Source organism: Caballeronia sp. NCF2, from assembly GCF_023631205.1.
Lineage (GTDB): Bacteria > Pseudomonadota > Gammaproteobacteria > Burkholderiales > Burkholderiaceae > Caballeronia > Caballeronia zhejiangensis.
Map to the genome: position 1 here is coordinate 1 of NZ_JALQDN010000089.1, position 24,127 is coordinate 24,127.

At 60.2% G+C, this 24,127-nt stretch carries 20 protein-coding genes and 3 pseudogenes; 14 read left to right on the top strand and 9 right to left on the bottom strand.

Annotated elements, in window-relative coordinates:
* Positions 1-83: 83 nt before the first annotated feature.
* Positions 84-317: pseudogene (locus NCS02_RS32940) on the bottom strand (tyrosine-type recombinase/integrase); the annotation flags it as partial.
* A 207-nt stretch (positions 318-524) separates the two neighbouring features.
* Between NCS02_RS32940 and NCS02_RS32945 the strand changes: the two are divergent.
* From NCS02_RS32945 to NCS02_RS32965, 4 genes are all read left to right on the top strand, one after another.
* Positions 525-1,142: a hypothetical protein gene (locus tag NCS02_RS32945; RefSeq protein WP_250519717.1), complete on the top strand. Its 618-nt coding sequence runs from the start codon at positions 525-527 to the stop codon at positions 1,140-1,142.
* Positions 1,139-3,139, top strand: a complete 2,001-nt coding sequence (locus NCS02_RS32950; protein ID WP_250507990.1) for a TnsB C-terminal domain-containing protein — start codon at positions 1,139-1,141, stop codon at positions 3,137-3,139. The genes NCS02_RS32945 and NCS02_RS32950 overlap by 4 nt, the downstream gene beginning before the upstream one ends.
* 23 nt (positions 3,140-3,162) lie before the next feature.
* On the top strand, positions 3,163-4,143 hold the full coding sequence (locus NCS02_RS32955) for an AAA family ATPase (protein WP_250507991.1): 981 nt from the start codon (positions 3,163-3,165) through the stop codon (positions 4,141-4,143).
* Between the two features lie 877 nt (positions 4,144-5,020).
* The gene (locus tag NCS02_RS32965) at positions 5,021-5,728 is read left to right on the top strand and encodes a LysR substrate-binding domain-containing protein (RefSeq protein ID WP_250519716.1); all 708 of its coding nucleotides are present in this window, start codon (positions 5,021-5,023) and stop codon (positions 5,726-5,728) included.
* Between the two features lie 12 nt (positions 5,729-5,740).
* On the opposite strand, the gene NCS02_RS32970 is transcribed toward NCS02_RS32965, so the two are convergent.
* From NCS02_RS32970 to NCS02_RS33005, 8 genes and pseudogenes are all read right to left on the bottom strand, one after another.
* On the bottom strand, positions 5,741-6,229 hold the full coding sequence (locus tag NCS02_RS32970; RefSeq protein ID WP_250507993.1) for a hypothetical protein: 489 nt from the start codon (positions 6,227-6,229) through the stop codon (positions 5,741-5,743).
* Between the two features lie 579 nt (positions 6,230-6,808).
* A pseudogene (locus NCS02_RS32975) lies at positions 6,809-8,294 on the bottom strand (IS1182 family transposase); the annotation flags it as partial.
* A 285-nt stretch (positions 8,295-8,579) separates the two neighbouring features.
* Positions 8,580-9,500 (bottom strand): LysR family transcriptional regulator, encoded by a 921-nt coding sequence (locus NCS02_RS32980; protein ID WP_087128933.1) that lies wholly within the window; start codon positions 9,498-9,500, stop codon positions 8,580-8,582.
* Positions 9,501-9,543: 43 nt separating this feature from the next.
* A complete protein-coding gene (locus NCS02_RS32985; RefSeq protein WP_250482600.1) occupies positions 9,544-10,218 on the bottom strand; it encodes an EthD family reductase in 675 nt (224 codons plus the stop codon).
* A gap of 2 nt (positions 10,219-10,220) precedes the next feature.
* Positions 10,221-10,739 carry a flavin reductase gene (locus tag NCS02_RS32990; RefSeq protein WP_250482596.1) on the bottom strand — a complete coding sequence of 173 codons (519 nt, stop codon included), beginning with the start codon at positions 10,737-10,739 and terminating at the stop codon, positions 10,221-10,223.
* A gap of 28 nt (positions 10,740-10,767) precedes the next feature.
* On the bottom strand, positions 10,768-11,958 hold the full coding sequence (locus NCS02_RS32995) for an acyl-CoA dehydrogenase family protein (protein ID WP_250482597.1): 1,191 nt from the start codon (positions 11,956-11,958) through the stop codon (positions 10,768-10,770).
* Positions 11,959-11,990: 32 nt separating this feature from the next.
* Entirely contained in the window at positions 11,991-13,343 is a 1,353-nt protein-coding gene (locus NCS02_RS33000) for an MFS transporter (protein ID WP_250482598.1), read from the bottom strand.
* A gap of 799 nt (positions 13,344-14,142) precedes the next feature.
* Positions 14,143-15,051, bottom strand: a complete 909-nt coding sequence (locus tag NCS02_RS33005; RefSeq protein ID WP_250482229.1) for a LysR family transcriptional regulator — start codon at positions 15,049-15,051, stop codon at positions 14,143-14,145.
* An 88-nt stretch (positions 15,052-15,139) separates the two neighbouring features.
* Between NCS02_RS33005 and NCS02_RS33010 the strand changes: the two genes are divergently transcribed.
* The 10 genes and pseudogenes from NCS02_RS33010 to NCS02_RS33055 all read left to right on the top strand — a co-directional run bounded on the left by NCS02_RS33010 (position 15,140) and on the right by NCS02_RS33055 (position 24,092).
* On the top strand, positions 15,140-16,762 hold the full coding sequence (locus NCS02_RS33010; protein WP_250507994.1) for an ATP-dependent acyl-CoA ligase: 1,623 nt from the start codon (positions 15,140-15,142) through the stop codon (positions 16,760-16,762).
* A gap of 110 nt (positions 16,763-16,872) precedes the next feature.
* Complete coding sequence (locus NCS02_RS33015; protein WP_250482225.1) at positions 16,873-18,228, top strand: MFS transporter; 1,356 nt, start codon at positions 16,873-16,875, stop codon at positions 18,226-18,228.
* A gap of 24 nt (positions 18,229-18,252) precedes the next feature.
* A complete protein-coding gene (locus NCS02_RS33020; protein ID WP_250482224.1) occupies positions 18,253-19,419 on the top strand; it encodes a thiolase family protein in 1,167 nt (388 codons plus the stop codon).
* Positions 19,416-19,496, top strand: a pseudogene (locus tag NCS02_RS36565) (zinc ribbon domain-containing protein); the annotation flags it as partial. The gene NCS02_RS33020 and the pseudogene NCS02_RS36565, both read left to right, overlap by 4 nt.
* An 18-nt stretch (positions 19,497-19,514) precedes the next feature.
* Positions 19,515-19,721 carry a hypothetical protein gene (locus NCS02_RS33030; protein ID WP_250482230.1) on the top strand — a complete coding sequence of 69 codons (207 nt, stop codon included), beginning with the start codon at positions 19,515-19,517 and terminating at the stop codon, positions 19,719-19,721.
* A gap of 112 nt (positions 19,722-19,833) precedes the next feature.
* Positions 19,834-21,324 carry a 2-hydroxymuconic semialdehyde dehydrogenase gene (locus NCS02_RS33035; RefSeq protein WP_250482223.1) on the top strand — a complete coding sequence of 497 codons (1,491 nt, stop codon included), beginning with the start codon at positions 19,834-19,836 and terminating at the stop codon, positions 21,322-21,324.
* Complete coding sequence (locus NCS02_RS33040; RefSeq protein WP_250482222.1) at positions 21,321-21,746, top strand: RidA family protein; 426 nt, start codon at positions 21,321-21,323, stop codon at positions 21,744-21,746. The genes NCS02_RS33035 and NCS02_RS33040 overlap by 4 nt, the downstream gene beginning before the upstream one ends.
* A 49-nt stretch (positions 21,747-21,795) precedes the next feature.
* Positions 21,796-22,329: a 3-hydroxyanthranilate 3,4-dioxygenase gene (locus tag NCS02_RS33045; RefSeq protein WP_250482221.1), complete on the top strand. Its 534-nt coding sequence runs from the start codon at positions 21,796-21,798 to the stop codon at positions 22,327-22,329.
* Positions 22,330-22,354: 25 nt separating this feature from the next.
* A complete protein-coding gene (locus tag NCS02_RS33050; RefSeq protein WP_250482220.1) occupies positions 22,355-23,389 on the top strand; it encodes an amidohydrolase family protein in 1,035 nt (344 codons plus the stop codon).
* Entirely contained in the window at positions 23,379-24,092 is a 714-nt protein-coding gene (locus NCS02_RS33055) for an SDR family NAD(P)-dependent oxidoreductase (RefSeq protein WP_250507996.1), read from the top strand. The genes NCS02_RS33050 and NCS02_RS33055 overlap by 11 nt, the downstream gene beginning before the upstream one ends.
* Positions 24,093-24,127: the final 35 nt, after the last annotated feature.

The window sequence follows — 24,127 nt, forward strand, 5'->3', positions numbered from 1 at the left end:
GCACTTTCATGGGCGGTGTCGCGATAACTTAGAGGCAATCGGACGCGTGGCGTGGAAGGCACAGCGCGTTGTTCGGTTAGTTCTCACCAGTCTACCCGGTGCTTTTCTTCGGTTTCCTGATGGCGCCGGTCGTCATCGACGTGCAGATAGATGCTGGTCGTGGTCAGCGATGCGTGTCCGAGGTTGTCGCGAACCATGCGCAGGTCGACCTTGCTGTCGGCCATGTGGGAGCCGGCGCTGTGCCGTAGCCAGTGGGCGGAAGCCTTCTCGAGCAAATCGGCCCGCGCGCTCGGCGCATCGTCTCGCTCCCGAAGGCGTAGATCGAAGGAACAGTGTCACCGGTGCCGTGCCGTCGTTGGCCAGTGCGATAGGGCGAGCCGCGGGCGTGTTGACACATTTCCTAGAAGCTCGAGCGAGGGAAATCTGTCAATTCGCATAAGTCCGAATGAAAATCGTCACCTGACCTCCTAGACTTCGAATCCCGTCCCTAAGGTATTGATCTTATGGGGAATTCTCTGCCAATCATGCAGCCGCTCGCGCTCGCCCGGCCGCGCAGCGCGCATCGCTTCGAGGCGTTCAGTCTGAAACTGGCAAGACGGGTGACGCTGTATCGGCATGTCGCGCTTCAGCAATGGGTGCTGCTTGAGGCAAGTCCGATCGTAGTAGCGTTTTGCGAAAGACCCGGGTTTGTCATCATCGACGGACAGAAAATCCTCGCGGACTTCTGGGTGCGCTATGCTTCGCTAGAGGAATTAGTTATCCTTAGTGATTCAACGCCTGAGTTTGATGAAAGATCAAAAGCCGGCGGCACGCTCGATGTGCAGGGATTGTCCATCCGACGTGTCGAATCGGCCGAACTGCTCGCCTCACGTGTGTGGATAGACAACTGGCGAAGTATGTTGCCGTGTTTGGTTGCCAACCACAGACTCCTCACGCGCGCCCTGTCCGAATCTATTGTGAGGTTCCTCAGTCAGCCCAAACGGCTCGCTGACATCGAGCGTCAACTTTCGACTAATGATCTCGTGCTCGTGCGGGCGAGTCTGTTCAACCTGTTGCGCGAGGGACGGGTGAGCGCGCCGGAACTCTATTCTCAGCCCCTGTCGCTGCTTACGACGTTTGTCTCCGCGGAGAAGTCACTATGAGCCGCCGTAATGCGCAACTTCAGGCAATCGACGTGAGCACGTGGCCCACGGTTGCTTATACGCAGTTTGACGATACGACGCGACACATGTTTGAGAAGCGCGTACACGCGGTGATGGCGTATGTGCAAGGCGAGTCTGTCAAACAGATTGAGCACTCGACAGGAATTAATCGTCGCCAGTTGTACCGCTGGCTCGAACGGGCTGGGGCAATTCATCCGGACGGGCGCCTCTGCGGCTTTCGTGCTCTCCTTCGCTATGCGCGCTCGACAGACTACGTTCGCATGCGCGCCGTTCCCGACAACATTGAGCCGGGTGGGGCGGCGGGTGCGTTCTCACAGCTTCTGCAGCGCTGTCCTGCGCTGTCGGACTGGTTGCACCAGCAGATCAGGCAACGCAAGGTGTGGCTCGAGGAGGTGAGTTCGGATGGGGCGTTGCGAACTCGACTTCGCGGCTTGGAGGCGCTGCATCAGAGGTTCCTGGGTCAATGCCGGGCGGTTGGGCTCAGTGGAACAGATTATCCGCTCAATACCGGTGAACGTGGAATCCGCTCGCTTTCGCGGCATCTGAAGGACGAACTGTTGCGCAGCTTCGGCAACGCGGCGCGTTCGGCGGGTGCTTCACACCTCAAGGGCTTGCCGCCCCGGGACGGCGGGGCGCGCACACTTGCGGCGACTCTCCCATACCAGACGGTTGAGTTTGACGGGCATCGCCTCGATATCCGGCTCAAGATCGTCGTGCACGATCCGCTTGGCTTCGTGCACGAATTCGAGATGGAGCGCGTCTGGCTGCTGGTCATCATCGACGTGTGCACCCGCGCAGTCCTCGGGTATCACCTCGTGCTGGCCCGGGAGTACAGCCGCTACGACGTGATCAAGACGATCGAGAACGCCCTCGAACCTCATCGTGCACGCACGTTCTCGATTCCGGGGCTCGCATATGGACCGCATGACGGATTCCCATCGCAGCGTCTTCCGGAACTCGCTTACGCGACGTGGGAGTGGATCCGCCTGGACAACGCAAGGGCGAACCTGGCCAACGAAACGTTGACGGCGCTATGCGAGTTCGTCGGCTGCCTTGCCGATGCAGGGCCGAAATACAGTCCGGACGAACGGCCATACATCGAGCGGTTCTTCGGGACGATTGCCAGCCGATTGTCGGCCCGTCTGCCCGGTTACACGGGTTCGAATCCATGGGACCTGCGGCGCGCCCTCGCGAATCCCAGAGGTAACCTGCGCCTGTATGTGTCCATAGAGGAACTCGATGAGCTGATCGAATACGCCATTGCGAACTACAACGGCACGCCACACAGCGGTCTGAACAACGTCACCCCGCTTGAGGCGATGGAGTATTTCGTGCGGGGTAAGCAGACGCTGCTGACCTGGCTTGCGCACTACCATCGGCGCTCATTGTGTCTGATGCAGTCTGCACGGCGGTGTCGTGTGTGCGCCTACCTGGATCAGGGGGTGCGTCCGCATATCAACCTCTACACCGCACGCTACACGAATAGCGTCCTGGCAAGGAGCACGCATCTAATCGGCCAAGAAGTACTCGTCTATCTGAACGCAAACGATCTGCGCAGTGTGCGGGCGTTTCTCTCTGATGGTACGGAACTGGGTGAACTCGATGTGCAGGGGCTCTGGCGGATGATTCCGCACAATCTCAAACTACGGCGGGAGATCTGTAGGCAAATGCGCATTCGCCGTCGTCGCGGGGTAGTCGATACCAATCCGATTGAGGCATATGTGAAGGAGAAGTTCGAGCAGGCGAAGAAGAGCCGCAAAGCTGCTACGGAACTAGCGCACACCATGCGATTGATCACGTCAGCGCAAGCGGGAGATCCGCCAGTCGCGCCGGCGGCCCCGCGTCCGGAGCCGAAAACGATTGAGTCATTGGGGCCGGTGCCCGATATCCGGTCGACGGAAACGCCTGAAGACCGGTCACCCGGCACACGTGCCCGTCCTCGAAGGCTTTCAATCGGTACAGGTCAGGTCTTTTAACGTCGTGTTCGTGGGAGGCATCAATGTCGCTTGAGATACCGCGTCCAGTCGATCCGTCGCTGCACCCGCTTGTGACGGGGAACTACCGTATTGCAACGCCAGCGATCGAGGCGTTCTACGAACTGGTTGTCCGATGCCTGCGCTACCGGATCATGGGGGCGCTTATCTACGGTCCGTCGCGCATTGGCAAAACCCGGGCAATCGAGTATGTGCGCCTGCTGCTGGCGCGCAACTATCCGCGGATGACAAGTTACCACGCGCAGTGCGAGCACAAGCCGCGGCATGCCGAAGGGCCGTTCTTCGCGAATCTGCTGGAGGCGGTCGGTGACCCGGACCCCAATGCCGGCTCGAATCCTTCAAAGCGGATGCGCTTGACGCTGAGGATCCGTCAGGCGGCATCGATTGGGGGCAGTGGGGTGGTGTTGCTCTTTTGCGATGAGGCACAGCGCTACGACGACAACGAATACGAATGGCTGCGTGACGTGCATGATGCGCTGGACCGGCAGCAGATCAAGTTGTTCACGTTCCTTGTTGGCCAGCAGGAGTTGCTCGCGCAAAAGACTGCGATGCAGGTCGCGGGCAAGACGCAGATCGTCGCGCGTCTGATGGTCGAGGAGTTAGCCTTTTATGGCATCCGCAATGCGCAGGACGTGGCGACATGCCTGAACGGCTACGATCAGACCGCCTACCCCGAAGGCAGCCAATGGAGTTTTACCCGCTTCTACGTTCCGCAGGCGTTTGATGCGGGATATCGACTGGTGAGTGACGCCGATACTCTGTGGAATGCATTCGAGACGGCGCACCACAAGGCCAATCTGCCGGGGAAGCTTGGGATCCCGATGGAATCCTTCGCACGCGCGGTCGAGATAGTGCTCAAGGACAGTGAATTGAACGACGCACGGGGCTATTGCCCGGACCAGGTCCTTTGGGACCATGCGGTGAGGCATTGCGGCTATGTCCAGTCACGTCATGCAACCGGACGCGTCCTTGTTGCCACCTCTTAGCGACGGGCTCCTGAGGGAGCCGGCGTTCCCGATTCTCACGCTCGATGAGAGCCGGCTGACGCCGGCCCTGGGTTACATATTCAGGAGGTGCTGGATTTATCCACATGAGTCACTGATCTCGATCCTGTGGAAGTTCGAGACTGCCAACGCGCTGTCGGGCATCGTTGTAGCACGACTCATGGGGCTGGAAGTCGATCCTTATCAGGGTGTCGCTCCGCGTCGAGGGTTGGTCGATGTCGGGCGACTACAGGAGAGTCTCGGCTTACCCGCAGAAACGCTGCGGACTTCGCTGATGGATCCGCCCGGGCGTCGACGCTACAGCGACGTGTTCCGTTATTGTCGTCGCTGTCTCGCTCATGGCTATCACAGCGTTGTGCACCAACTGGACAGGCAGAGCGTGTGTCCTGCCCATCATCGCGTTCTCGAGTCAAGGTGCTGGCGCTGCGGTTGTGAAGCACCGTATCGGGTGAATGTCCAGCTACTTGAAGCGCGGTTTCACTGTGCAAGTTGCTACGTGAGTCATGGCGGGACATGGACGCCGGAGAACGCTCACCCGATGAAATCGGAGCACCGCCGTGCGTTCACACGCCGCTATCTTGAATGTTGCCTGGGGTGAGTTTGAGCTCAGACCAGCCGCAATGCTCCCGTATCGGCTCACCGATCGCATTAGGTGCAAATGCATCGGGAGCCTTGCCTCATCCGAAGACTTCCGGATGTGAACCGAGTCGTCGGCATTTGCGATACGTGACACAATTCCTTCGGCGGTAAGCACTTGAACAAGTGGGCGTTTCTAGGGTCGACGGGCTGGGGCGCCCCTAGTTGACAGAATTCCCGGCACAACGGAGACAGATTCCCTTCGTTCTACGCCGAAGGACTGGTGGATGCCGTGCGCGACGTGCTCGTACGCATCGAGGCGACGGTCGAGGCGCGCCCTCTATTCGTTCCGAGCGAGTCGACGAGAGCGTTCAGGCTGCTTATTTCGGATTACAGCCTGATGACGTTGATGCCGAAGGTGACGGAGCGCGCGTACGCTGAAGCGCCGGGTGTGCGATTCGAATTCGTGCCGCAAGTGGCCCATCCGCAGCGGATTCTGGAGCGCGGCGAGGCAGACGTACTCATCATCCCGAGAGAGTACTGTTCAGCCGACCATCCTTTCGAGATTCTGTTCGAGGAGACGTACTGCGCACTCATCTGGAAGGACAGTGCGCTCGCGCGCCGTGAACTCAGTCAAGAGGCCTACGTGGGGGCAGGTCATGTCGTGATTCAGCCGGGCGACGGCCAGCCGGCTCTCGACGACTGGCTGATACAGCGTCTGGGAATTGCGCGCCGCGTGGACGTGCGGACTTTCACCTTCATGTCGCCTGCTTACCTGTTGCCGGGCACCAACCGCATTGCGACGGTCCACCGACGGCTGGCTCAGCAAGTGTTGAAGAGCCAGCCGGTGGTCATCCGCGAAGTGCCATTCCAGATGCCCGTGATGGAGCAGGCGATGCAGTGGCACACGCATCGCACGACAGACCCGGGCATTACATGGCTGCGCCAGTTGCTGCACGAGTGCTCGTCCGCGCTCGATGCGCAGCGATAAGACGAGCAGTGTTCACCACGCAACCGAGCCGGCGTGCACAATGTCCTCGCGCGCGAGCAGCACGACAATGCTTCCCGGCACAGCGAGCCCATCTGCGACCAATGAGCTTTCGATTTGCGAGATCCAGCGCGTTGCTTCAGCGCGAACGTCGGACTCATTCTCGAACCAGAATTCGTCGATAGCGTCAGCAGGCATTCGGCCAGCACCTCGCGCTGCCATTACGTCGTTCTGCACGTGGCGGATTGCATTCTTGGCAGTGCTGCCAGCAAGGTGTGCCCACGCCGCGCGAAAGTCTGTCGGCTCAATACTATCCGCGCGCTGGAATAGGACAAAGAGCTTGAATGCTGGAAGGGATGCACCGTCGACCATTGAAATCTGCCGTTCCGCGCACGGCAGGAAGACGACGGTGTCCTCGTCGACGAATTGCCCTTCATCGTCCCGCAAGCGGTTCTGATAGAACGCCGTGCTGCGCGAGCGTTCCAGCGCAGCGAAGTCTTCCACCCAGACCTGCGTGATGAAGTCCCGATTGAAGCGGAAGCGATCGTCGCTCGAGGCTGAGCCGCGGTATGCTCCGTCAAAGACGGCCCGATTCGCGCCCGACTACATGGCGGGCGCTAATAGCGCGAGAACCAACCTGTTCCAAGACGCCATTCGAGAATAAGGCGCTGGGCCATTGTTGAACAATGGAACTCATCCATGCCCGATATTGACGTTGCGAATAGTCTTAGGGGCAACCCTTAGGCGAGCCGGCGTCGGGCGAAACACGAGTAGGCGGCATCGCGTTGCGCGAGGGAGGCGGAACCACGAGCCAGGCAGGCTCCACCTAGCCGCGATAAGCTGGTTCTTGTCCGTCCACGGGCAGCGGCGGGCGGCTTGAGCGACGTCATTCGCTCGGGAGTTGGGCCTCAAGGCCGACGACTATAAGGAAATTCGAATTCGACTTTAGGCTGACGCCGCTAATTCATGGCGAGGACAATCAGATCGTGCAACGCAACCGCGCATCTGTTGCGGCGTGACAGACCCATGAAGAAACCCCCGCCTTGCGCGGGGTTCAGACTGCTGACCAACCCCATGTTTTCACAAACATGGGGTTCGTTTTGATGCGATTGCGCAGTTTGCACCGCGCCGGGCGATGCGTTCGAGCCAGCCCGCGAGATCGGCAATGACCTGCTGCACCAGCGGATCGGCGCGCCGGAAGCGACATAAAAGCGCCCGCAGGGCGCGGGCAGTAGCGCAATCTTCTTGATGTTCTGCGCCGCAGCGGCCAGCAGGCACTGCGCGGCCATTTTGCGCAACCCGCGCATTCTCGCGTAGCGATGCCCGTGCAATTGGTTGGCGTCAGCAAAGCTGCGCTCCACGGTTTCCTTGCGCCGGGCACAAATGCGCTTGCCCCATTCGGTCAGTCTGCGAGCGTCCACCCGTTCCTTGGCTCGCTCCCACACGTGGCGCACGACGACCTTCACCGCGTTGGCGCTGTTCGTGCACCGAGCGCGCACCTCGCAGCCCTTGCACAATTGCGGGTTGGATTTGTATTCGCGGTAGCCCACCCGGTTGGTCGTGCTTTAGCGCAGTGCCTGGCCTCGTGGGCACACATACTCGTCGCGATAGGTGTCGTAGCGGTACTCCGCTTATAGAACGTACCGGGCTTGTGATTCGGCGATCGATAACCCATGACGCCCGCGACCGCACGCTCCTCCGACCCCTGACAGATCGCAGGCGTGAAGTAGCCGGCATCGAGCTCCACCGCCTGCACGTCGAACCCGAAGCGTGTGCGTTGACGGTCCAGCCGCGCCAGATACGGCTGGCTGCCGTGCACCGAGGCCGGCGTCACGTGCGTATCGGTGATGATAACGTGCTTCGCATCCACCGTGCGGTGATCCAGGTGGAACAAGCCCTTGGGTTTATCGTCGTGCACCATATAACCGCTCTCCGGATCGGTGCGATTCACCTTGATCTGTTTGCTCCCAGGCGGCTGATCGTCGTCGTCGCGCTTCAAAGGCTTCTTGCCTTGCGCGGCACGATCGGCGTCGACTGCCGCGTCCAGCTCGGCCAGATGGGCCGATGGCGCTTGCGCCACCTGCACTCCGTCGAACTTCTTCTTGTTGGCGTTGGCCTTCAGATGCGTGCTGTCGCTGTACAGCACGCGGCCATCGACCATGCCGTGCCCGATTGCCTGGTGCACGATCTCGTCGAAGATATCCTGATACACCGTCGTGTCGACGAAGCGCCGCCGACGGTTCTGCGAGAACGTCGAGGGGTCCGGTACCTTCTCGGTGAGCCGAAAGCCGGAGAACCACCGATACGCCACGTTCACCTGCACTTCGCGCATCAACTGCCGCTCACTGCGCACCCCGAACAGGTAGCCGATGAACAGCAGCTTGAACAGCACCACCGGATCGAGCGCCGGGCGGCCGTTGTCGGCGCAGTAAAGATGGGCCACCTTCTGGCGGATGAACTCGAAATCCACCGCCGCGTCGATCTTGCGCAGCAAGTGGTCCTTGGGCACGAGTTCCTCGAGCGTGACCATCTCGAGTTCATGCTGGGCAGGCGTCGGTTTCTTGAGCATGCCCTATTAAACGACAAACCCCTGGGTAGAGCCAGCGGTTTGTCAGCAGTCTTAGCCCGCTTAACTAAGCGGGCTTTTTTTCACGGGAAGCCAGCCGACAAGCGGACATCACATGGTCGCTTGTCAAAGCTCTGCGCTTTGTACAAGGACATGGTGCTCGTCAAGACCGATCTCGACGTAGCGCCGCGCTTTTGATTGTGTCAAGAAGCCTGGCTGGGCCCCGGTACGAGGACTGAGCCGACGACTCGCCGCATAGGAGTCGTGTATCCACGCAGCAAATGGCTATCACGCATCTTGCTGATGAAACATCGAATAAATTGTGTTGCGCAACCACGCCACGCCCGGATCGCTCGTGAATTGCGAATGCGAGTGCACCTGAATCTCGATGGGCGGCAGGGCGAACGGCAAGGGCAGAATGCGGAAGGCTTTACCGCGATTCAGGCGCTGCGCAATGCTTTTGGGGAAGATGACGGCGAGGTCCGTGTTCGTTACGATCTCTGGCGCCACCACAAAATGCGGCAGTTGGACCACGACATCGCGCTTGAGATTGAGCTCGTCGAGCCATTGTTCGACCATTCGATGGCCCGTCGCGTTGGTGCTCGCGTTGACGTAGCGCAAGGCGGCTAAATCTTCGCGTGTCGGCCGTGACTTGCCTAACGGATGGTTTGCGCGCACCACGCAGACATGATGGTCGACGAATAGCGTCTGGCTCACGCAACCCGCATCGAGACCCGGCACGTAGCCCAAAGCCAAATCCACTTCGCCAGAGCGCATGGCCGCGCTGACGGATTCCACCGGCAGATTGACCGCTTCGATTCGTATGCCGCACGCCTCGCGGTCGAGTAGCGCGACGAGCGGCGGCAGAAAAAAGAATTCGGACATGTCCGACATCGAAATTCGAAACACGCGCCGGGCGGTAGCGGGATCGAATTTGGCGAGTTGCTGGACAGCGTCATTGATGATCGACAACGCCTGCGCGAGCGGCGGATATAGGCGATGCGCGGCATCAGTAGGCACCATGCCGGTGGGGGTGCGCACAAAGAGTGGATCATCAAAGATCGTGCGCAAGCGCCTTAGTGCATGACTGACCGCCGGCTGTGTCAGTTCCAGACGGTCGCCTGCCGCGGTCGTGCTGCGCAGATCCCAGATGGCGAGAAACACGCGCAGCAGATTCAGATCGGCGATACCGGAGTTGAGCTTCGTCATACACGGTTGACTCACGAACAAGCGCTGGTCGCGCCATGGGCCATCAATGTTTGGCGAGATTACCGTATTTGCTGCGCATTGCAAAATGGGGGGTAGCTCCCTGATAGGGCGGCAAGGTATAGAAATCGCGCCGCATCGATTCGCGCACCGGTGAGGCGAGTGCGGCGGCGAGCGCGGACGCATCGTCGAAGACGACTTTGTTACGCTGCATCGCATCGGCGCGCGCGCATGACAGGCCGCTCGTGCAATCGATGCGTGTGTAAATCTCCAACTCGCGCAATGCCGGCAAGGTGGACATCAGCGGCGCGTGATGCTGTAGGTAATGCGCGAGCCATGTGTTGAAGTCCTCCGCCGGCCCTTCGTACGCGACGAGGTAGGTGCAACGCTGAAAGCCCGCTTGGGTAGCCGGCTCGTGGGTGACGAGAGCGCGCACGGCCATGACTTGCTGCGTGAAGCGCCCGGCGATCAAAGGTTCTCGAAGCGCGCGATGGATCGGACCATCAAGCCTGGTCGCAGCCTCGAGCGCGGCAAGTTCATCGAAATACAGCTGAAGCACACACGATGGCGCATCGGCTGCCGGCGCAATGCGCGGATCGACGCGTTCTGCTAACGGCTCATGCAGCACTAGGCTGCGCAAGCCGTCGATGCCCTGCAACGGCGCGATATCGGGCAGCGATGGCTGCCCGCTCGCACCGATCAAAAACAGGCAGACTTGCATGGTCACGCGGCCTCGCAGGAAGCGGCCGCGCGCGCGAGCCGATGGAATTGCCGGCCGAAGTACACAAGACCATCGCCGTCTTCTCGCGAGCCGATGTGCTCGACTTGTACGAACAGCACCGAATGCGAACCGACCTGCTTGCTGTCGACGATACGGCCTTCGAGACTCGCGATGGCATCGTCGAGCACGGGAAGATGCAGTGCGCCCGTCCGCGAGCCGCAGCGCGAGAAGCGTTCTTCCGTCGAGCTTCCATCCATGCCCGCAAACATCCGCGCCAGTTCCTGCGCGTGCGCGCCGAGCACGTTGATGCACGCGCTGCCGTTGCCGAGCAGCACGTCGTGAACATAGCTCGACTGATTGATGCAGACGAGCATCGTTGGTGGCGTATCCGTCACGGAGCAAACGGCGCTTGCCGTGATACCGCAACGTCCGTGCGGGCCGTCCGTGGTAATGACGTTGACGGCCGCGCCGAGCGAGGCCATTGCGTTGCGAAACTGCGCGCGCGATTGATCGTGGGTCATGGCTCATGTCCTCTCAGGGTTCGCGGGTTCAGGGATACGGTGTGACAGGCGGAATGCCGACGAAGAGTGCGCCCGATGCGTCGTAATTGCCTTCGCCGAGGAAGGCGTGTTGCGTGACGACGATCGAATCGCGTACCAAACGCTGCATCCGGTTCTCGCGATAGATGGCGCCGATGCCCGCCATCTTGTACGCCTGCATCACGATATCGGCGCAGGTGTGGGCCGCATGCGTAGCAGATAGACGCAATAGATTGGCTTCTGCAGGCAACACCGGGTCACCAGCGAGCACGGTGCGCCAGGATGCTTCCGCGGACTCGAAGAAGAATGCCCGCGCGCTGCGCAGTTGCGCTTCTGCCTTCGCGAGCCCCGAACGATAGTAGGCGCGATCGGCGAGACGCGGTGCACCCGTCGTGGTCTTTGTCACGCCAGACATCCCCGCCAGCAGGTCGAGCGCAGCTCGAGCCAGCCCGATATTGACTGCCGCATGCACCTGTGCCTGATAGGCGATGGCGGGATACCGATATAACGGTTCATCGATCAACGGCGTACCGCCGCGCACGAAGGTCCATTGCTCGTCGACGAATTTGTCTTTCAGACGCAGATCGTGGCTGCCCGTGCCCTGCATGCCGACCACGTTCCAATTCTCGACGATCTCGACTTCGCTCGCCGGAAAGACCGCAGTGAACGGCTTGCCGGCGTTCTTGTCGTCCGCGCCGGCTGGTGCGCCGCCGATTCCGACGCCGATCCAGTCCGCCCCCTTGCAGCCGCTGGCGAAGCGCCACTGTCCCGACACACGGAACCCGCCGGGCGCACGTTCGGCCTTCTGCAGCGGATACAAGCCTCCCGCGAAGACCTGATCGGGACCGGTCGCATAAATTTCGGCCTGCGTTTGAACCGGCAGTGAGGCAAGGTACGTGCCGGCGGAGCCGAACGCCGCGACCCAGGCGGTCGATCCGTCCGCGATCGCGATACGTTCGAGCATCTCAAGAAAACGCGCGGGCGGCAGCGGGTCGCCGCCGAAACGTTTAGGGGTGCTTGCGCGAAAAATGCCGGCTCGCTTCATCTTGCCGACCATATCGCGGGGCACGTGAGACAGGACATCGAACTCGTCGCGGCGGCGCTCGATCTCTTCGATGAGCACATCAAGCGGCAGAGGTCCGGCGTACTCGGGATAGTCGTCTTGTGAGTCGACGATGGCTTCGCTTTGAACGGCGTGCATACGTTATACCTCTCGATCAGTGTTTGTCGATATCATTCGGGTTGCCGACGTGCATCGGCGCGCATTGCTTTGGGAAACGTCTCGCGTGCCAGCAACGTTGCGACGACGGTGGTCAGTCCCAATACGCCCAGATAGATGGCGACCGGCATCGCGCTGTGATAGTGGGCGAGCAGCATGGTGGCAATCATTGGCGAAAGGCCACCACCAAGTACGGAAGAAACTTCCCGGCCAATGCCGAGTCCTGAGAAACGCAGGTGGACTGGCAACATCTCGCTGATGAATGCGGGCTGTGCGCCTTGAAGAATGCCAAGCGTGATGCTGTTGGTAAGGACGAGCGCCGCAACCACCTTCCAGTACTCGCCTGTGCCGAGCAGTGCGAAGTACGGCCATCCAACGAGCACGATGGCGATCGCGCCGGCGAGATAGACCGGCTTGCGGCCAACCTTGTCGGTCACCCAGCCAAAGAAAAGTGAAACGGGTATCGACAGCAGCATCGAAATGCACAGACCGCTCAGAATCCAGCTCGACTTGATGCCGAGAAACTGCCCGTAGGCAATTGAAAATGCGAAGAAGAGGTAGGACGCCGCACCCTCGCCGAAGCGTAGGCCAAACACGGTGAGCACTTCGCGCGGACATTGGCGCAGCACTTCGATGACAGGCATCCGGCTTCCGTGGCGCGTCGTCTTAGCTTCGGCGAATGCGGCGCTTTCGCCGACGGAGCGGCGCATCCACAAGCCAAGGAGAACGAGTGCGGCGCTAGCAAGAAACGGAAGGCGCCATCCCCAGCTCTGGAAGTCGCCCGCTGGCAAGTTCTGCACGAGCAGGAACGCAGCAGTGGACAGAACGAACCCGAGTGCCGCGCCACACGGGCTCCATGCCGAGAGTGCGCCGCGCTTCGATTGCGGCGCGTTCTCGTGGATCAACAAGATACTTCCGCTCCATTCGCCGCCGGCCGCGAGCCCCTGAAGAGTCCGCAAAAGAACCAGCATTACCGGGGCGGCAATACCGACCTGCTGATACGTTGGCAAAGCGCCCATTAAAACAGTGGCGGTGCCCATCGTGAGTAACGTAAGCATCATTACAACCTTGCGGCCGTACCGGTCGCCGATATGGCCGCATAGCACTCCCCCTATGGGTCGCGCGATGAAGCCAACCGTGAAGCCACCGAATGCAGCGATGGTGCCCGTCAATGGGTCAGTGCCAACCGGAAAGAACAGCTTGCCGAAGACAAGTGCGGCGGCGGTGCCGTACAAGAAGAAGTCATACCACTCGAGAATTTGGCCGAGCACTGCTGTAGTGACCGCACGGCGCACGTTGCTCGCAGGACGGGCGGATCGACTTTGAACGAGCGTACCCAGATCAGGATTCAGAGCTTCAGGGTTCATGGTGGAGGAAACGTGAGGTGATAGTTCCCGCTTCCCTGAGGCTCAAGAAGCGGCGTGGGTCGTACTGATGCGATGGGCCCACGATATGAGCCCGGACAGGGCCCGGTCAAATTCGGGACAAAAATACCCGCTATGAATCTGATGCATAAGCTTTCGGTGTCGTAGGTACTAACCCGTGATTCGTCGTGGATTTCATTGCGCTTTTCGCCCATCATGGTTTTTCGCTTCTTGGCCGTAAGGCACGAGCGGACACGCAGTGCGCGGCGCTTCATTTGCCGTACTGCCTCAAATACCCACGTGTGAGACTTGCCTTCGTGACTTCTCACGGCCGTTCGCGGTTGCCGGCGCGGCACACGCATAAGCCGCGGCGACCCTGTGCGGCATTGTCGAGATCGCTTCAACCGGCCTTGAACCTAACGCTGCTAGAACCGAGCGGCGTTATTGGGCGCAGCCCTTGCGGCTGAAGGGTCGGGAAGAGGTTGCTGGCGCGTTTATGGCCCTGCTTGCGCTCCAGAGCGGCTCTATCTTGGATGACGACTCGCTTTCGCGAAAGAGCCGCGGCTGAACGAAAGGCTTCATGTTCGGATACCACCGCTTGCGTGGCTTGCCGACGCACCTCCGCCATTGCCCTAACCGTTCTCCGATTCGCCAATGGCAGCTTCAAGCGCGCTATTGGGGTTGCGCTCGGAAGCGGCTGCGCATGGTTGCTGAGCGCGATCGGGCTGAACGCCGCGACTGTTCGGCAGTTGACCGAGCAACGGCGGAAGCTACAGCATGAGAGGAGTGGGTGCGCGCGCGCTTAGTCGCGATGCAGCGTATCGATCACCAATTCGCGGAACCAACGGATCCCTTCGTCATTGTCGAAGTTGCGATGCCAATGGACGGTGGATTCGATGTCAGGAATTTCAGCGGGCATTGAATAGATCATGAAGTGGCCGGTTTCATTGAACATTTGGGCGGCTCCACGGTGAAGCGTCACCATCCAGTTCGTGCGCTGCAAAATCTGCGGAACGACCGTGAAATGCGGTACGCGCAATGCAATCCGCCGATGTAGACCTTGACTGCGCAAGACCTCGTCGATCGCCAGATGGCTACTGTCACTCGTCGTCACGGTGACATGTAAGAACTCCAGAAATTTTTGTCTCGATAGCGTTCGAACTGGCAACCCAGGGCGCTTGCGCGTCATGCAGACGAACTGATCGCGGAACAGCAGCGCGTGGTTCGTGACCGGCATCAGCGACGGAAGATTGCCTATGGCGAGATCGATCTGGCCAAGTCGCATTTTTTCCTCCACGTCGCGCACCGGTATCTGCTCGGTCGACAGACGGACGTGAGGTGCTACGCGCTGAAGTCTCTCGCAGATAGGCGGCAGAAACACATGTTCACCGATATCAGACATCGACAAGCGAAATTCACGCGTAGTCGTCGCAGGATCGAATTGTTCGCTTTCGCGCAGCGCTTCGCGAATTGAGGCAATTGCGCTGCCAAGGGGCACCGCTAGTCTCTCCGCAGTAGGGGTCGGGAGCATGCCGTCCGGCGTGCGGACAAACAGCGGATCATCGAACAACGACCGCAGGCGCCCCAGCGAATAGCTGATCGTTGGCTGCGACAACTCGAGCCTTTGACCAGCACGCGTGAGACTGCGCTCTTCGAGGATCGCCTGGAAGACGCGTAGCAAGTTCAAATCGACCTGATGGAAATTGACCATGTCGATGGGGGGTAAAAAATTGATTGATTTGACCGATATGCTATCGGATTCTAGAGTGGGAGCCAACATTGAAAGAGGTCCCAAGCTCATGGAATTGACAGAAACAGTCGTCGAACAGCGCGCAGAGCAGCCGAGGCTCTTTTCATCACGCACGTTGCCGGCGTTGCTTGCAGCGCGCGCGGCGCGAAGCGGTAATCAACCTCTCTTCTCTGATGGATCGACCGTATGGAGCGGTGCCGATGCCCTTGAGATCGCATCGCGCCGCGCCGGTTCACTGGCCGCTCATGGCGTGAAGCGGGGCGATCACGTCGCGCTGCTCTGCGGGAACCGGATCGAGTTCATGGAGATGGTCCTTGGCTGCGGATGGCTTGGAGCTGTCGTCGTTCCGATCAACACGGCCTCGCGCGGCCCGCAGCTCGAACATATCCTTCGTAACAGCGGCGCGCGCTTGCTCGTCGCCGAAGCGCATCTCGTCGATGTTGTTCATGCACTCTCAGCGAACGACCTTCCGCTGCAGCGCATCTGGATCATCGACGAACCTACGGCAGAGTCTCATTCCCCTGCGTACGAGACGATTGCGCTTCCACCGGCGGCGGAACCTATCGCAGCTGGCGAAATCGGAGACGGAGATCCGTTTGCGGTGCTTTACACGTCTGGCACCTCGGGTTTATCCAAAGGCGTTATCTGCCCACACGCCCAGTTCTACTGGTGGGGACGTAACACAGGGGGTGGTCTTGGCGTGGTCGCGGGCGACGTGCTGTACACCTGCTTGCCGCTCTTTCATACCAACGCACTTAACAGCTTCTTTCAGGCGTTGGTGAACGATGCACATCTCATTGTTGGCCGGCGTTTCTCGGCGAGCGGCTTCTTCGACGCGCTGGTGAACACGCAAGCAACCGTTACCTACGTTCTCGGTGCAATGGTGCCAATCTTGTTAGGGCGGCCAGTAACGGCCAACGAGCGACGCCATAAAGTGCGCGTCGCGCTTGCGCCGGGCGTGCCGGGGCATTTTCAGAAAGAGTTCACGGACCGCTGCGGCATCGCATTGATCGACGGCTACGGCTCAACGGAAACCAACTCCGTGATGGGCGGCGACGTCAGCGCTCACCGCCCTGGATACATGGGCAAGCTGAATCGGGGCTTCGATGCGCGTGTCGTAGATGAACATGACCAACCGGTGGCGGACGGCGAGCCTGGCGAACTGATCCTGCGTGCCGATGAGCCGTTTTCCTTCGCGAGCGGCTACCTGGGCATGGCGGGCGAGACGGTCAAAGCCTGGCGCAATCTATGGTTCCACTCGGGCGACCGTGTGATTAGGGAATCCGATGGCTATTACCGATTCGTTGATCGCCAGAAGGACGCCATCCGCCGGCGCGGCGAAAACATCTCTTCGTACGAGGTCGAACAGGTGTTGCTGAGCCACCCTTCGGTCGAGACCGCCGCGGTCTTCGCCGTCAAGTCGACGCTCGCCGAAGACGAAGTGATGGCCGTAATCGGTCTGCGCGATGGCGAGGCGTTAGAACCGCTCGATCTAGTCCGCTATTGCGAACCGCGACTGCCTTACTTCGCAGTACCTCGTTATCTCGACTTCGAACAAGAACTGCCGAAGACGGAGAACGGCAAGATCCAGAAGTTCAAATTGCGCGAGACCGGCGTCACGGCGACAACATGGGATCTCGAAACTTCCGGATATCGGCTCAAACGTCGATGAAGTGACTGGCGACTGTTCCCGGAGGCCTTTGAAAAGCTCCGGAACGGGACGACCTGCGCAACGCATGCCAAGCGAGAACGCAACATCGAGTACATCCGACGGATGTACACATGGAGACTCTGATGACCAGCACGCGAACGTTTCCTGCAGCAATCACGCCGCCCCAGGAGGCAACTCAGCCTCTGGCCGCCCTTGTCGATGAACGTTCCCTGAGGCGCATCGTATTCGCGTCCGTCGCGGGCAACGCGCTGGAATGGTACGACTTCTTCCTGTACAGCACTGCGGCTGCGCTCGTATTCGGTGATCTGTTCTTCCCGAAAGGAGGCGACCCGCTTATCGGCACGCTGGCGGCATTCGCGGGCTTTGCCGTCGGATTTGCCGCACGTCCATTCGGCGGCGCCATCTTTGGCCATATCGGAGATCGCTACGGTCGAAAGAGCGCTTTGGTCTGGACGCTTTCGATGATGGGCGGTGCGACGTTCCTGATCGGCTTCTTGCCGACTTATTCGCAAGCCGGACTGTGGGCGCCAGCGTTGCTAATGCTTCTGCGCATTGTGCAAGGCATCGCGGCCGGCGGCGAATGGGGAGGCGCCGTACTGATGATCAGCGAGTCCGCACCCCCGGAGAAACGCGGCTTTTACGCGTCAATGAGCCAAATCGGCGTCGGCGGCGGCTTCGTGCTGTCAGCGAGTGTGTTCTTTCTCGTCCAGATGCTCCCAAAAGACGCGTTCTTGACGTGGGGGTGGCGTATTCCTTTCCTGCTTTCGATCGCCATCTTCGGTGTAGGTGTCTACATTCGGTCAAGGCTGCCCGAAAGCGCGGAGTTCGCCAAGGCTGAAGCCGACGGAAGAAAAGCGCGCATGCCGGTGTTCGACGTGATCCGCAAATACCCAAAGGAAATCCTGATGGCGATGGGGCTGCGCGTTGCGGAGAACGGCACGTCATACATTGTCATCGCCTTTTCTCTGGTGTACGGGAAATTCATTGGCGTTCCCAATCAAATCATGCTCGCCGGTGTGATTGTGTCGATGGCCGTCGAACTGGTCACGCTGATGCTGTGGGGCCGCTTGTCCGACCGTATAGGTCGCAAGCCCGTGTACATGATTGGTGCGGTGGGCGTCGTCATATTCGCGCTTCCATTTTTCTGGCTTCTCGGTACCAAGATCCCGGCACTTATCTGGGTTGCCTTTCTCCTCGGTAATGCTTTCTGCCACGGCGCCATGCTCGGCACGCAACCCGCCCTGATGGGCGAATTATTCAGCACGGAAGTCCGCTACTCGGGCATGGCGCTTGGCCACGAGGTATCGGCGGTCTTTGCGGGTGGCTTATCACCGATGCTGGCGACCGCGCTGCTCGCTCACTACCACGCTGCCTGGCCGGTGGCCTTGCTCATGGCGGCCCTCGGCATGATCACCGTGATCTCACTGTTCTTCACACACGAGACGGTTGCCCGTCGCGAGCGTTGATCGTCACGCTCAAGGAAATCGAACATGACACTCGACCAATGCGAACAAGCACTGCTGACAGCCGGTGTGGAAGTGCCGTACCGGCGACAGGCGACGTCGGAGTCCACGGGTGATCTGCTTGCGCGAGCGTTCGCCGCCGCCCTCGACGAATCCGGGTTCACGGCGAAAGACATCGACGGGCTCGGCGTGGCGTCTTTTACGCTGGCTCCTGACCATGCCATCGATTTAGCCTGGCGGCTCGGGCTGAGTCCGCGCTGGTGCATGGACGATTGTCATGGTGGAGCAAGCGCCATCAATATGCTGCAGCACGCGATACGCGCCATTCAAAATGGCGACGCGAACGTCATTGCGCTGGTGTCCGGCGACCGGTTTGAGCCGGCTGATTTCAAACACCTGGTCGATCACTACAACGTGACGACGCGCAACTGGCTGCGGCCGCTGGACCTGGGCGGGCCGAACGGACTCTTCGCGATGCTCACGCAGCGTCATGCGAAGAATCACAACTTGACTCGCCGCGACTATGGAGCGCTTTGCGTCGCGCAACGCGGGTGGGCGGGACTGAACCCGAATGCAGTGTATAGAACGCCGCTGACGATCGACGAGTATCTCGAAGCGCCGATCATCGCTGATCCGTTGGGCCGATTCGATTGCGTGCCCGTGGTGAGCGGCGCAAACGCCGTGATCATCGCACGCGCCGATCTCGTGCGCCGCGTACGGAATGTCCGTGTGCGCGCGCTGCAATGCCGCTACAACGGCGATCACCAGACAGGGAATGGCACGCAGACTTCATTGGCCTCGATCGCCGGCGATTTGTGGCGGCAGGCGAGTGTTACACCGGACGATATCGACATGGTCTCGGTCTACGACGACTACCCCGTGATGGCGATTGCACAACTGGCCGATCTCGGCTTCGCACCCGACGGCGACCTGCGCACGATGATAGCGCGCATCGAGTCGCGTGACCTGCCGGTGAACACCTCCGGTGGTCAGCTGTCCGCAGGGCAAGCAGGCGCCGCAGGCGGCATGCATGGTCTCGTGGAGGCGTTGACACAGTTGTGCGGACGTGCGGGGGAGCGGCAGGTGCCGGATGCCCGGCTAGCGGTCGTGAGTGGCTATGGAATGGTCGAGTATCGCTATGGCATGTGTGCGAATGCCGTGGTGCTCGAAGCGGTCGAGCGAGGTGTGCAATGACACTTAAGGTATTCCAGTGCAAACAGTGCGGTTCGACCCTATTTCCTGCGCGCTATGTCTGCTTCGAATGCGGCGGCGCCGAGTGGCGTGAGCGAGTGGCCGAACGCGGCACTATCGACGAACTGACGACCGTGCGCCGTCGCATCGGCGCACAAGACGGCTCCGACGTGCTTCTTGCGAGCGTTACAACGGATGCTGGCCCGATCGTCATCGCGCGACTCGAGCGCGCCATGCGGGCTGGCGACGCCGTCCGCCTTGCAATCGACGAACAGAACCGCGTTCTTGCGCTGCCGATCGCCTGACCAAGGCGGCGACCGTTCGTTGAACGATGCGCGCAGAGCGGGGATAAGCGTCAGGATCCATGCAGCTACACGCGTGCACGGAAAGGCAAATTCAATCAAGCAGGAGAAGGGTGTGACATCTCAATTGGCTTCCACCTCGCGCGACCGGCAGCTGTTGCGCCATTACATCAACGGTGAGTTCGTGGCGACCGGTACGACCTTTCCGAACGTGAGTCCGGTCGATGGTCGCAAGCTTGCCGATGTTTGCGAAGCGGACGCTGCGCTGGTCGATAGCGCCGTCTGTGCGGCTCACGCGGCGCAGAAGGCTGGCTGGCGGGACACCACGCCGGCGCAACGGGCGGAATGGCTACACAAGATCGCGGACGGCATCGAGGCTCGCTTCGATGAGTTCGTCGCCGCTGAAGTCGCCGATACAGGCCGACCAATTGCTCAGGCCCGCGCCCTCGACATCGCGCGCGGCATAGCAAATTTCCGCACGTTTGGCGACCTGATCCGTACAGCGCACAGTGATTTTTTCGAGACATATGCCGCGGACGGCAGCGAGTTGATCAACTATGTGACGCGCAAGCCGCTCGGCGTGATTGGCATCATCTCGCCGTGGAATTTGCCTCTGCTCTTGTTCACCTGGAAAGTGGCGCCGGCGCTGGCCATGGGCAACTGCGTGGTCGCTAAGCCTAGCGAGGAGACGCCGAGTTCTGCAACGTTGCTCGCCGAGGTCATGCACGATGTCGGCTTGCCGCCCGGCGTCTTCAATCTGATTCATGGGCACGGTCAAGACGCGGCTGGCGAATTTCTGACGCGTCATACGGATATCAGTGCAATCACCTTCACAGGCGAGTCGCGTACCGGCAGCACGATCATGAAGGCCGTTGCGGACGGCGTGAAGGAGGTTTCTTTCGAGCTCGGCGGCAAGAACGCGGCCGTGGTGTTCGCGGATGCGGACTTCGATGCCGCGGTCGCTGGCGTTCTGAAGTCCAGTTTCACAAATGCCGGCCAGGTGTGCCTATGTAGTGAGCGTGTGTACGTGGAGCGACCGATTTTCGAGCGTTTCGTCGAGGCACTTAAGGAACAGGCAGAACTGCTGCGCGTCGGTGCGCCGGAAGATCCAGACACGACGATGGGACCGCTGATTTCGCGCGGCCATCGCGAAAAGGTGCTGTCGTACTTCCGTCTCGCGGTCGACGAAGGCGCGACAGTCGTGACCGGTGGCGACGTACCGACGTTCGGTGACGCACGCGATGACGGCGCATTCGTCATGCCAACCATCTGGACTGGCTTGCCCGACACCGCAAGGTGCGTGCGAGAAGAGATTTTCGGTCCGGTCTGCCACATTGCTCCGTTCGACAGCGAAGAGGAGGTTGTGGAGCGGGTCAACGATAGCGCCTATGGCCTTGCCGCGAGCGTCTGGACGACGCACCTTGCTCGGGGCCATCGGGTTGCCAAGCAAATTGAAACAGGGATCGTGTGGATCAACGCCTGGTTCGTGCGCGACCTGCGCACACCATTCGGCGGCACCAAGCTGTCAGGACTAGGACGCGAGGGCGGCCGCCATTCGCTCGACTTTTATTCAGAACTGACCAACGTCTGCGTGAGGATCGCATGAACCTGATCAATGAAGGGCGCGTAGTGCCGGGCAAAGCCACGCCACGAGGCCGCTTTCCACATATCACCCGAGCCGGCAATTTCCTGTTCGTCTCAGGTACCAGTTCACGGCGGCCGGACAACACAATCGATGGCGCATCAGCTGACGAATTCGGTACGGCCTCACTCGATATTCGTCGGCAGACGCGCGCTGTCATCGAAAATATGCGAGACATACTTAAAAGCGAGGGTGCGGATCTCTCGAATCTTGTAGAAATCTCCGCGTTCCTCGTCAATATGAGCGACTTCGGCGGCTACAACGAAGTGTACGGCGAATATTTCGACGAGACGGGCCCGGCCCGGACGACTGTCGCCGTTCACCAACTGCCGCATCCGCATCTGCTTGTGGAAATGAAGGCCGTCGCATACATGCCGAGCGTCTGACGCGCGCGACCCGTATTCTCGACAGATCGATTCTTTCAGAGAGACAAACATGCTTGCGTATGGAAAGCCGTTCAATTTTCAACGTTGGATCGACGAGCACGCCCATCTACTAAAGCCGCCAGTTGGTAACCAGCAGGTGTGGCAACACAGCGACTTCATCGTCACGGTGGTGGGTGGCCCGAACCATCGTACCGATTATCACGACGATCCGCTCGAGGAGTTTTTTTATCAGCTGCGCGGTAATGCATACCTCAACGTGTTGCTCGACGGCAAGCGCGAGCGCATCGAACTGAAAGAAGGTGATGTGTTCCTGTTGCCGCCGCACGTACGTCATTCCCCGCAGCGACCGGAGCCAGATAGCGCGTGCCTCGTGATCGAGCGTCAACGCCTAGAAGGCACTGTGGACGGATTCGAGTGGTATTGCGATGCATGCGGAGAGCTTGTATATCGCGTCGAAGTACAGCTCAAGAGCATCGTCACCGACCTGCCGCCGCTCTTCGACGCGTTCTACGCATCGGAAGAAAAGCGTCGATGTCCACGCTGCGGCGTCGTTCATCCGGGCAAGCAAGGCCGAACCGAATAACCGAACCCGCTTAAAGCGAATCACCATGACAGTACGAATTGACATGCATTCCCACTTCTTCCCGCCAATTTCGCAGAACGAAGCAAGATCGCTCGATCCTGAGAATGCGCCGTGGCTCAAGGTTGAGGCAGACGGCGGGACCGGGATGATCATGACAGGCGAGCGTAACTTCCGACCCGTCTATCGCGCTTTGTGGGACCCCGCCACGCGGATTGCCGAAATGGACCGCTGCGGCGTAGACATCCAGCTGATGTGCGCGACACCCGTGATGTTCGGCTATCGGTACGACGCAACGGCAGCGCATGAATGGGCCATGCGCATGAACGATCGCGCGCTGGAATTCTGCTCGCACGCGCCGCAGCGCCTGATGCCGCTGGCTCAAGTGCCGCTGCAAGACGTCGAACTGGCGTGCCGGGAAGCCACGCGTGCACACCGTGCTGGTCATCGGGGGGTGCAGATCGGCAATCACCTGGGCCCGCGAGATCTCGACGACGATCACCTGGTGACGTTTCTCACCCATTGCGCGAACGACGAAATACCGGTGCTTGTGCATCCCTGGGACATGATGACGGACGGTCGCATGAAAAAGTGGATGTTGCCCTGGCTCGTCGGAATGCCGGCCGAAACACAGTTGAGCATCCTGTCGCTGATTCTCTCAGGGGCGTTCGAACGCATTCCCACGACACTGAAACTCTGCTTCGCCCACGGCGGCGGCAGCTTCGCGTTCTTGCTGGGGCGTGTGCAGAACGCGTGGGAGCAACGAGACATCGTTCGCGAAAATTGCCCCAATCCGCCAGCTTCGTATGTCGATCGCTTCCATGTCGATAGTGCCGTCTTCAGCGATGGCGCCTTGCGGTTGCTCGTGGAGACGATGGGCGAAGACCGTGTGCTGCTCGGCTCCGACTATCCGTTTCCACTCGGCGAGAAGGTGGTTGGCGACCTGGTCACCAATCACCCGCAACTGAGCGACGCAGCGAAGAAGAAAATCCTCGGCGTCAATTCACAACGGTTTTTCGATCTGGCGCCTCAGGTCGGTTCAGGAGGTCGTAATGCAAATTGAAGGCTGCGTGGCATTCGTAACGGGCGCCGATCGTGGGCTCGGTGCGGGGCTGCTCGAAGCGTTGCTGGAGCGGGGCGCGCGCAAGGTCTATGCGGGCGTCAAAAAAGTGGAAGGCGTCGTTGACGGTGATCCGCGCGTCGTGCCGGTTGAAGTGGACATCACGAACATGGAACAGGTGGCGAGTGCGGCGTCGAACGCCAAAGACATCACGCTACTGATCAACAACGCAGGACTGAACCGGACGCAGCCGGTACTGGAAACCGATGACGCCGAAGCGGCGCGCGCCGAGATGGAGGTGAATTACTTCGGCACATTGAACATGATGCGTGCGTTCGCACCGGCGCTCAAATCGAACGGCGGCGCCATTATCAACATTCTTTCGATACTCGCACGTGTCGCGCTTCCGTCGATGGCGTCGCTGAGCGCGTCGAAGGCTGCGGCACTTCGAATGACTGAAGGTGCGCGAGCCGAACTCGCGCCGCATCAGGTTCGAGTGATTGCCGTGCTACCCGGACCCATCGACACGGAAATGAGCCGGAACGTCCCGCCGCCGAAGATCCCGGTTGGAGAAGCCGTCGACGCCGTGCTGGCGGCATTGGAGAGCGGAGCGGACGAGGTCTACATGGGCGCGATGGCTGAAGAGATTGCTCGTGGCCTCGCCGCGGACCGTCAGGCGCTGCACGCGCGCCTGTTGACGCTTTGAGCGCACCCCGAACCCGCAAAAACCCTGCATTGAGT

What these genes read in the sequence shown, in the direction of transcription:
- NCS02_RS33040 (WP_250482222.1), top strand. Translation starts at nt 21,321, where the DNA reads ATGAACCTGATCAATGAAGGGCGCGTAGTGCCGGGCAAAGCCACGCCA.
- NCS02_RS33000 (WP_250482598.1), bottom strand. Translation starts at nt 13,343, where the DNA reads ATGAACCCTGAAGCTCTGAATCCTGATCTGGGTACGCTCGTTCAAAGT.
- NCS02_RS33015 (WP_250482225.1), top strand. Translation starts at nt 16,873, where the DNA reads ATGGAGACTCTGATGACCAGCACGCGAACGTTTCCTGCAGCAATCACG.
- NCS02_RS33050 (WP_250482220.1), top strand. Translation starts at nt 22,355, where the DNA reads ATGACAGTACGAATTGACATGCATTCCCACTTCTTCCCGCCAATTTCG.
- NCS02_RS32945 (WP_250519717.1), top strand. Translation starts at nt 525, where the DNA reads ATGCAGCCGCTCGCGCTCGCCCGGCCGCGCAGCGCGCATCGCTTCGAG.
- NCS02_RS33045 (WP_250482221.1), top strand. Translation starts at nt 21,796, where the DNA reads ATGCTTGCGTATGGAAAGCCGTTCAATTTTCAACGTTGGATCGACGAG.
- NCS02_RS32995 (WP_250482597.1), bottom strand. Translation starts at nt 11,958, where the DNA reads ATGCACGCCGTTCAAAGCGAAGCCATCGTCGACTCACAAGACGACTAT.
- NCS02_RS32980 (WP_087128933.1), bottom strand. Translation starts at nt 9,500, where the DNA reads ATGACGAAGCTCAACTCCGGTATCGCCGATCTGAATCTGCTGCGCGTG.
- NCS02_RS33020 (WP_250482224.1), top strand. Translation starts at nt 18,253, where the DNA reads ATGACACTCGACCAATGCGAACAAGCACTGCTGACAGCCGGTGTGGAA.
- NCS02_RS33055 (WP_250507996.1), top strand. Translation starts at nt 23,379, where the DNA reads ATGCAAATTGAAGGCTGCGTGGCATTCGTAACGGGCGCCGATCGTGGG.
- NCS02_RS32985 (WP_250482600.1), bottom strand. Translation starts at nt 10,218, where the DNA reads ATGCAAGTCTGCCTGTTTTTGATCGGTGCGAGCGGGCAGCCATCGCTG.
- NCS02_RS32990 (WP_250482596.1), bottom strand. Translation starts at nt 10,739, where the DNA reads ATGACCCACGATCAATCGCGCGCGCAGTTTCGCAACGCAATGGCCTCG.
- NCS02_RS33010 (WP_250507994.1), top strand. Translation starts at nt 15,140, where the DNA reads ATGGAATTGACAGAAACAGTCGTCGAACAGCGCGCAGAGCAGCCGAGG.
- NCS02_RS32950 (WP_250507990.1), top strand. Translation starts at nt 1,139, where the DNA reads ATGAGCCGCCGTAATGCGCAACTTCAGGCAATCGACGTGAGCACGTGG.
- NCS02_RS32955 (WP_250507991.1), top strand. Translation starts at nt 3,163, where the DNA reads ATGTCGCTTGAGATACCGCGTCCAGTCGATCCGTCGCTGCACCCGCTT.
- NCS02_RS33005 (WP_250482229.1), bottom strand. Translation starts at nt 15,051, where the DNA reads ATGGTCAATTTCCATCAGGTCGATTTGAACTTGCTACGCGTCTTCCAG.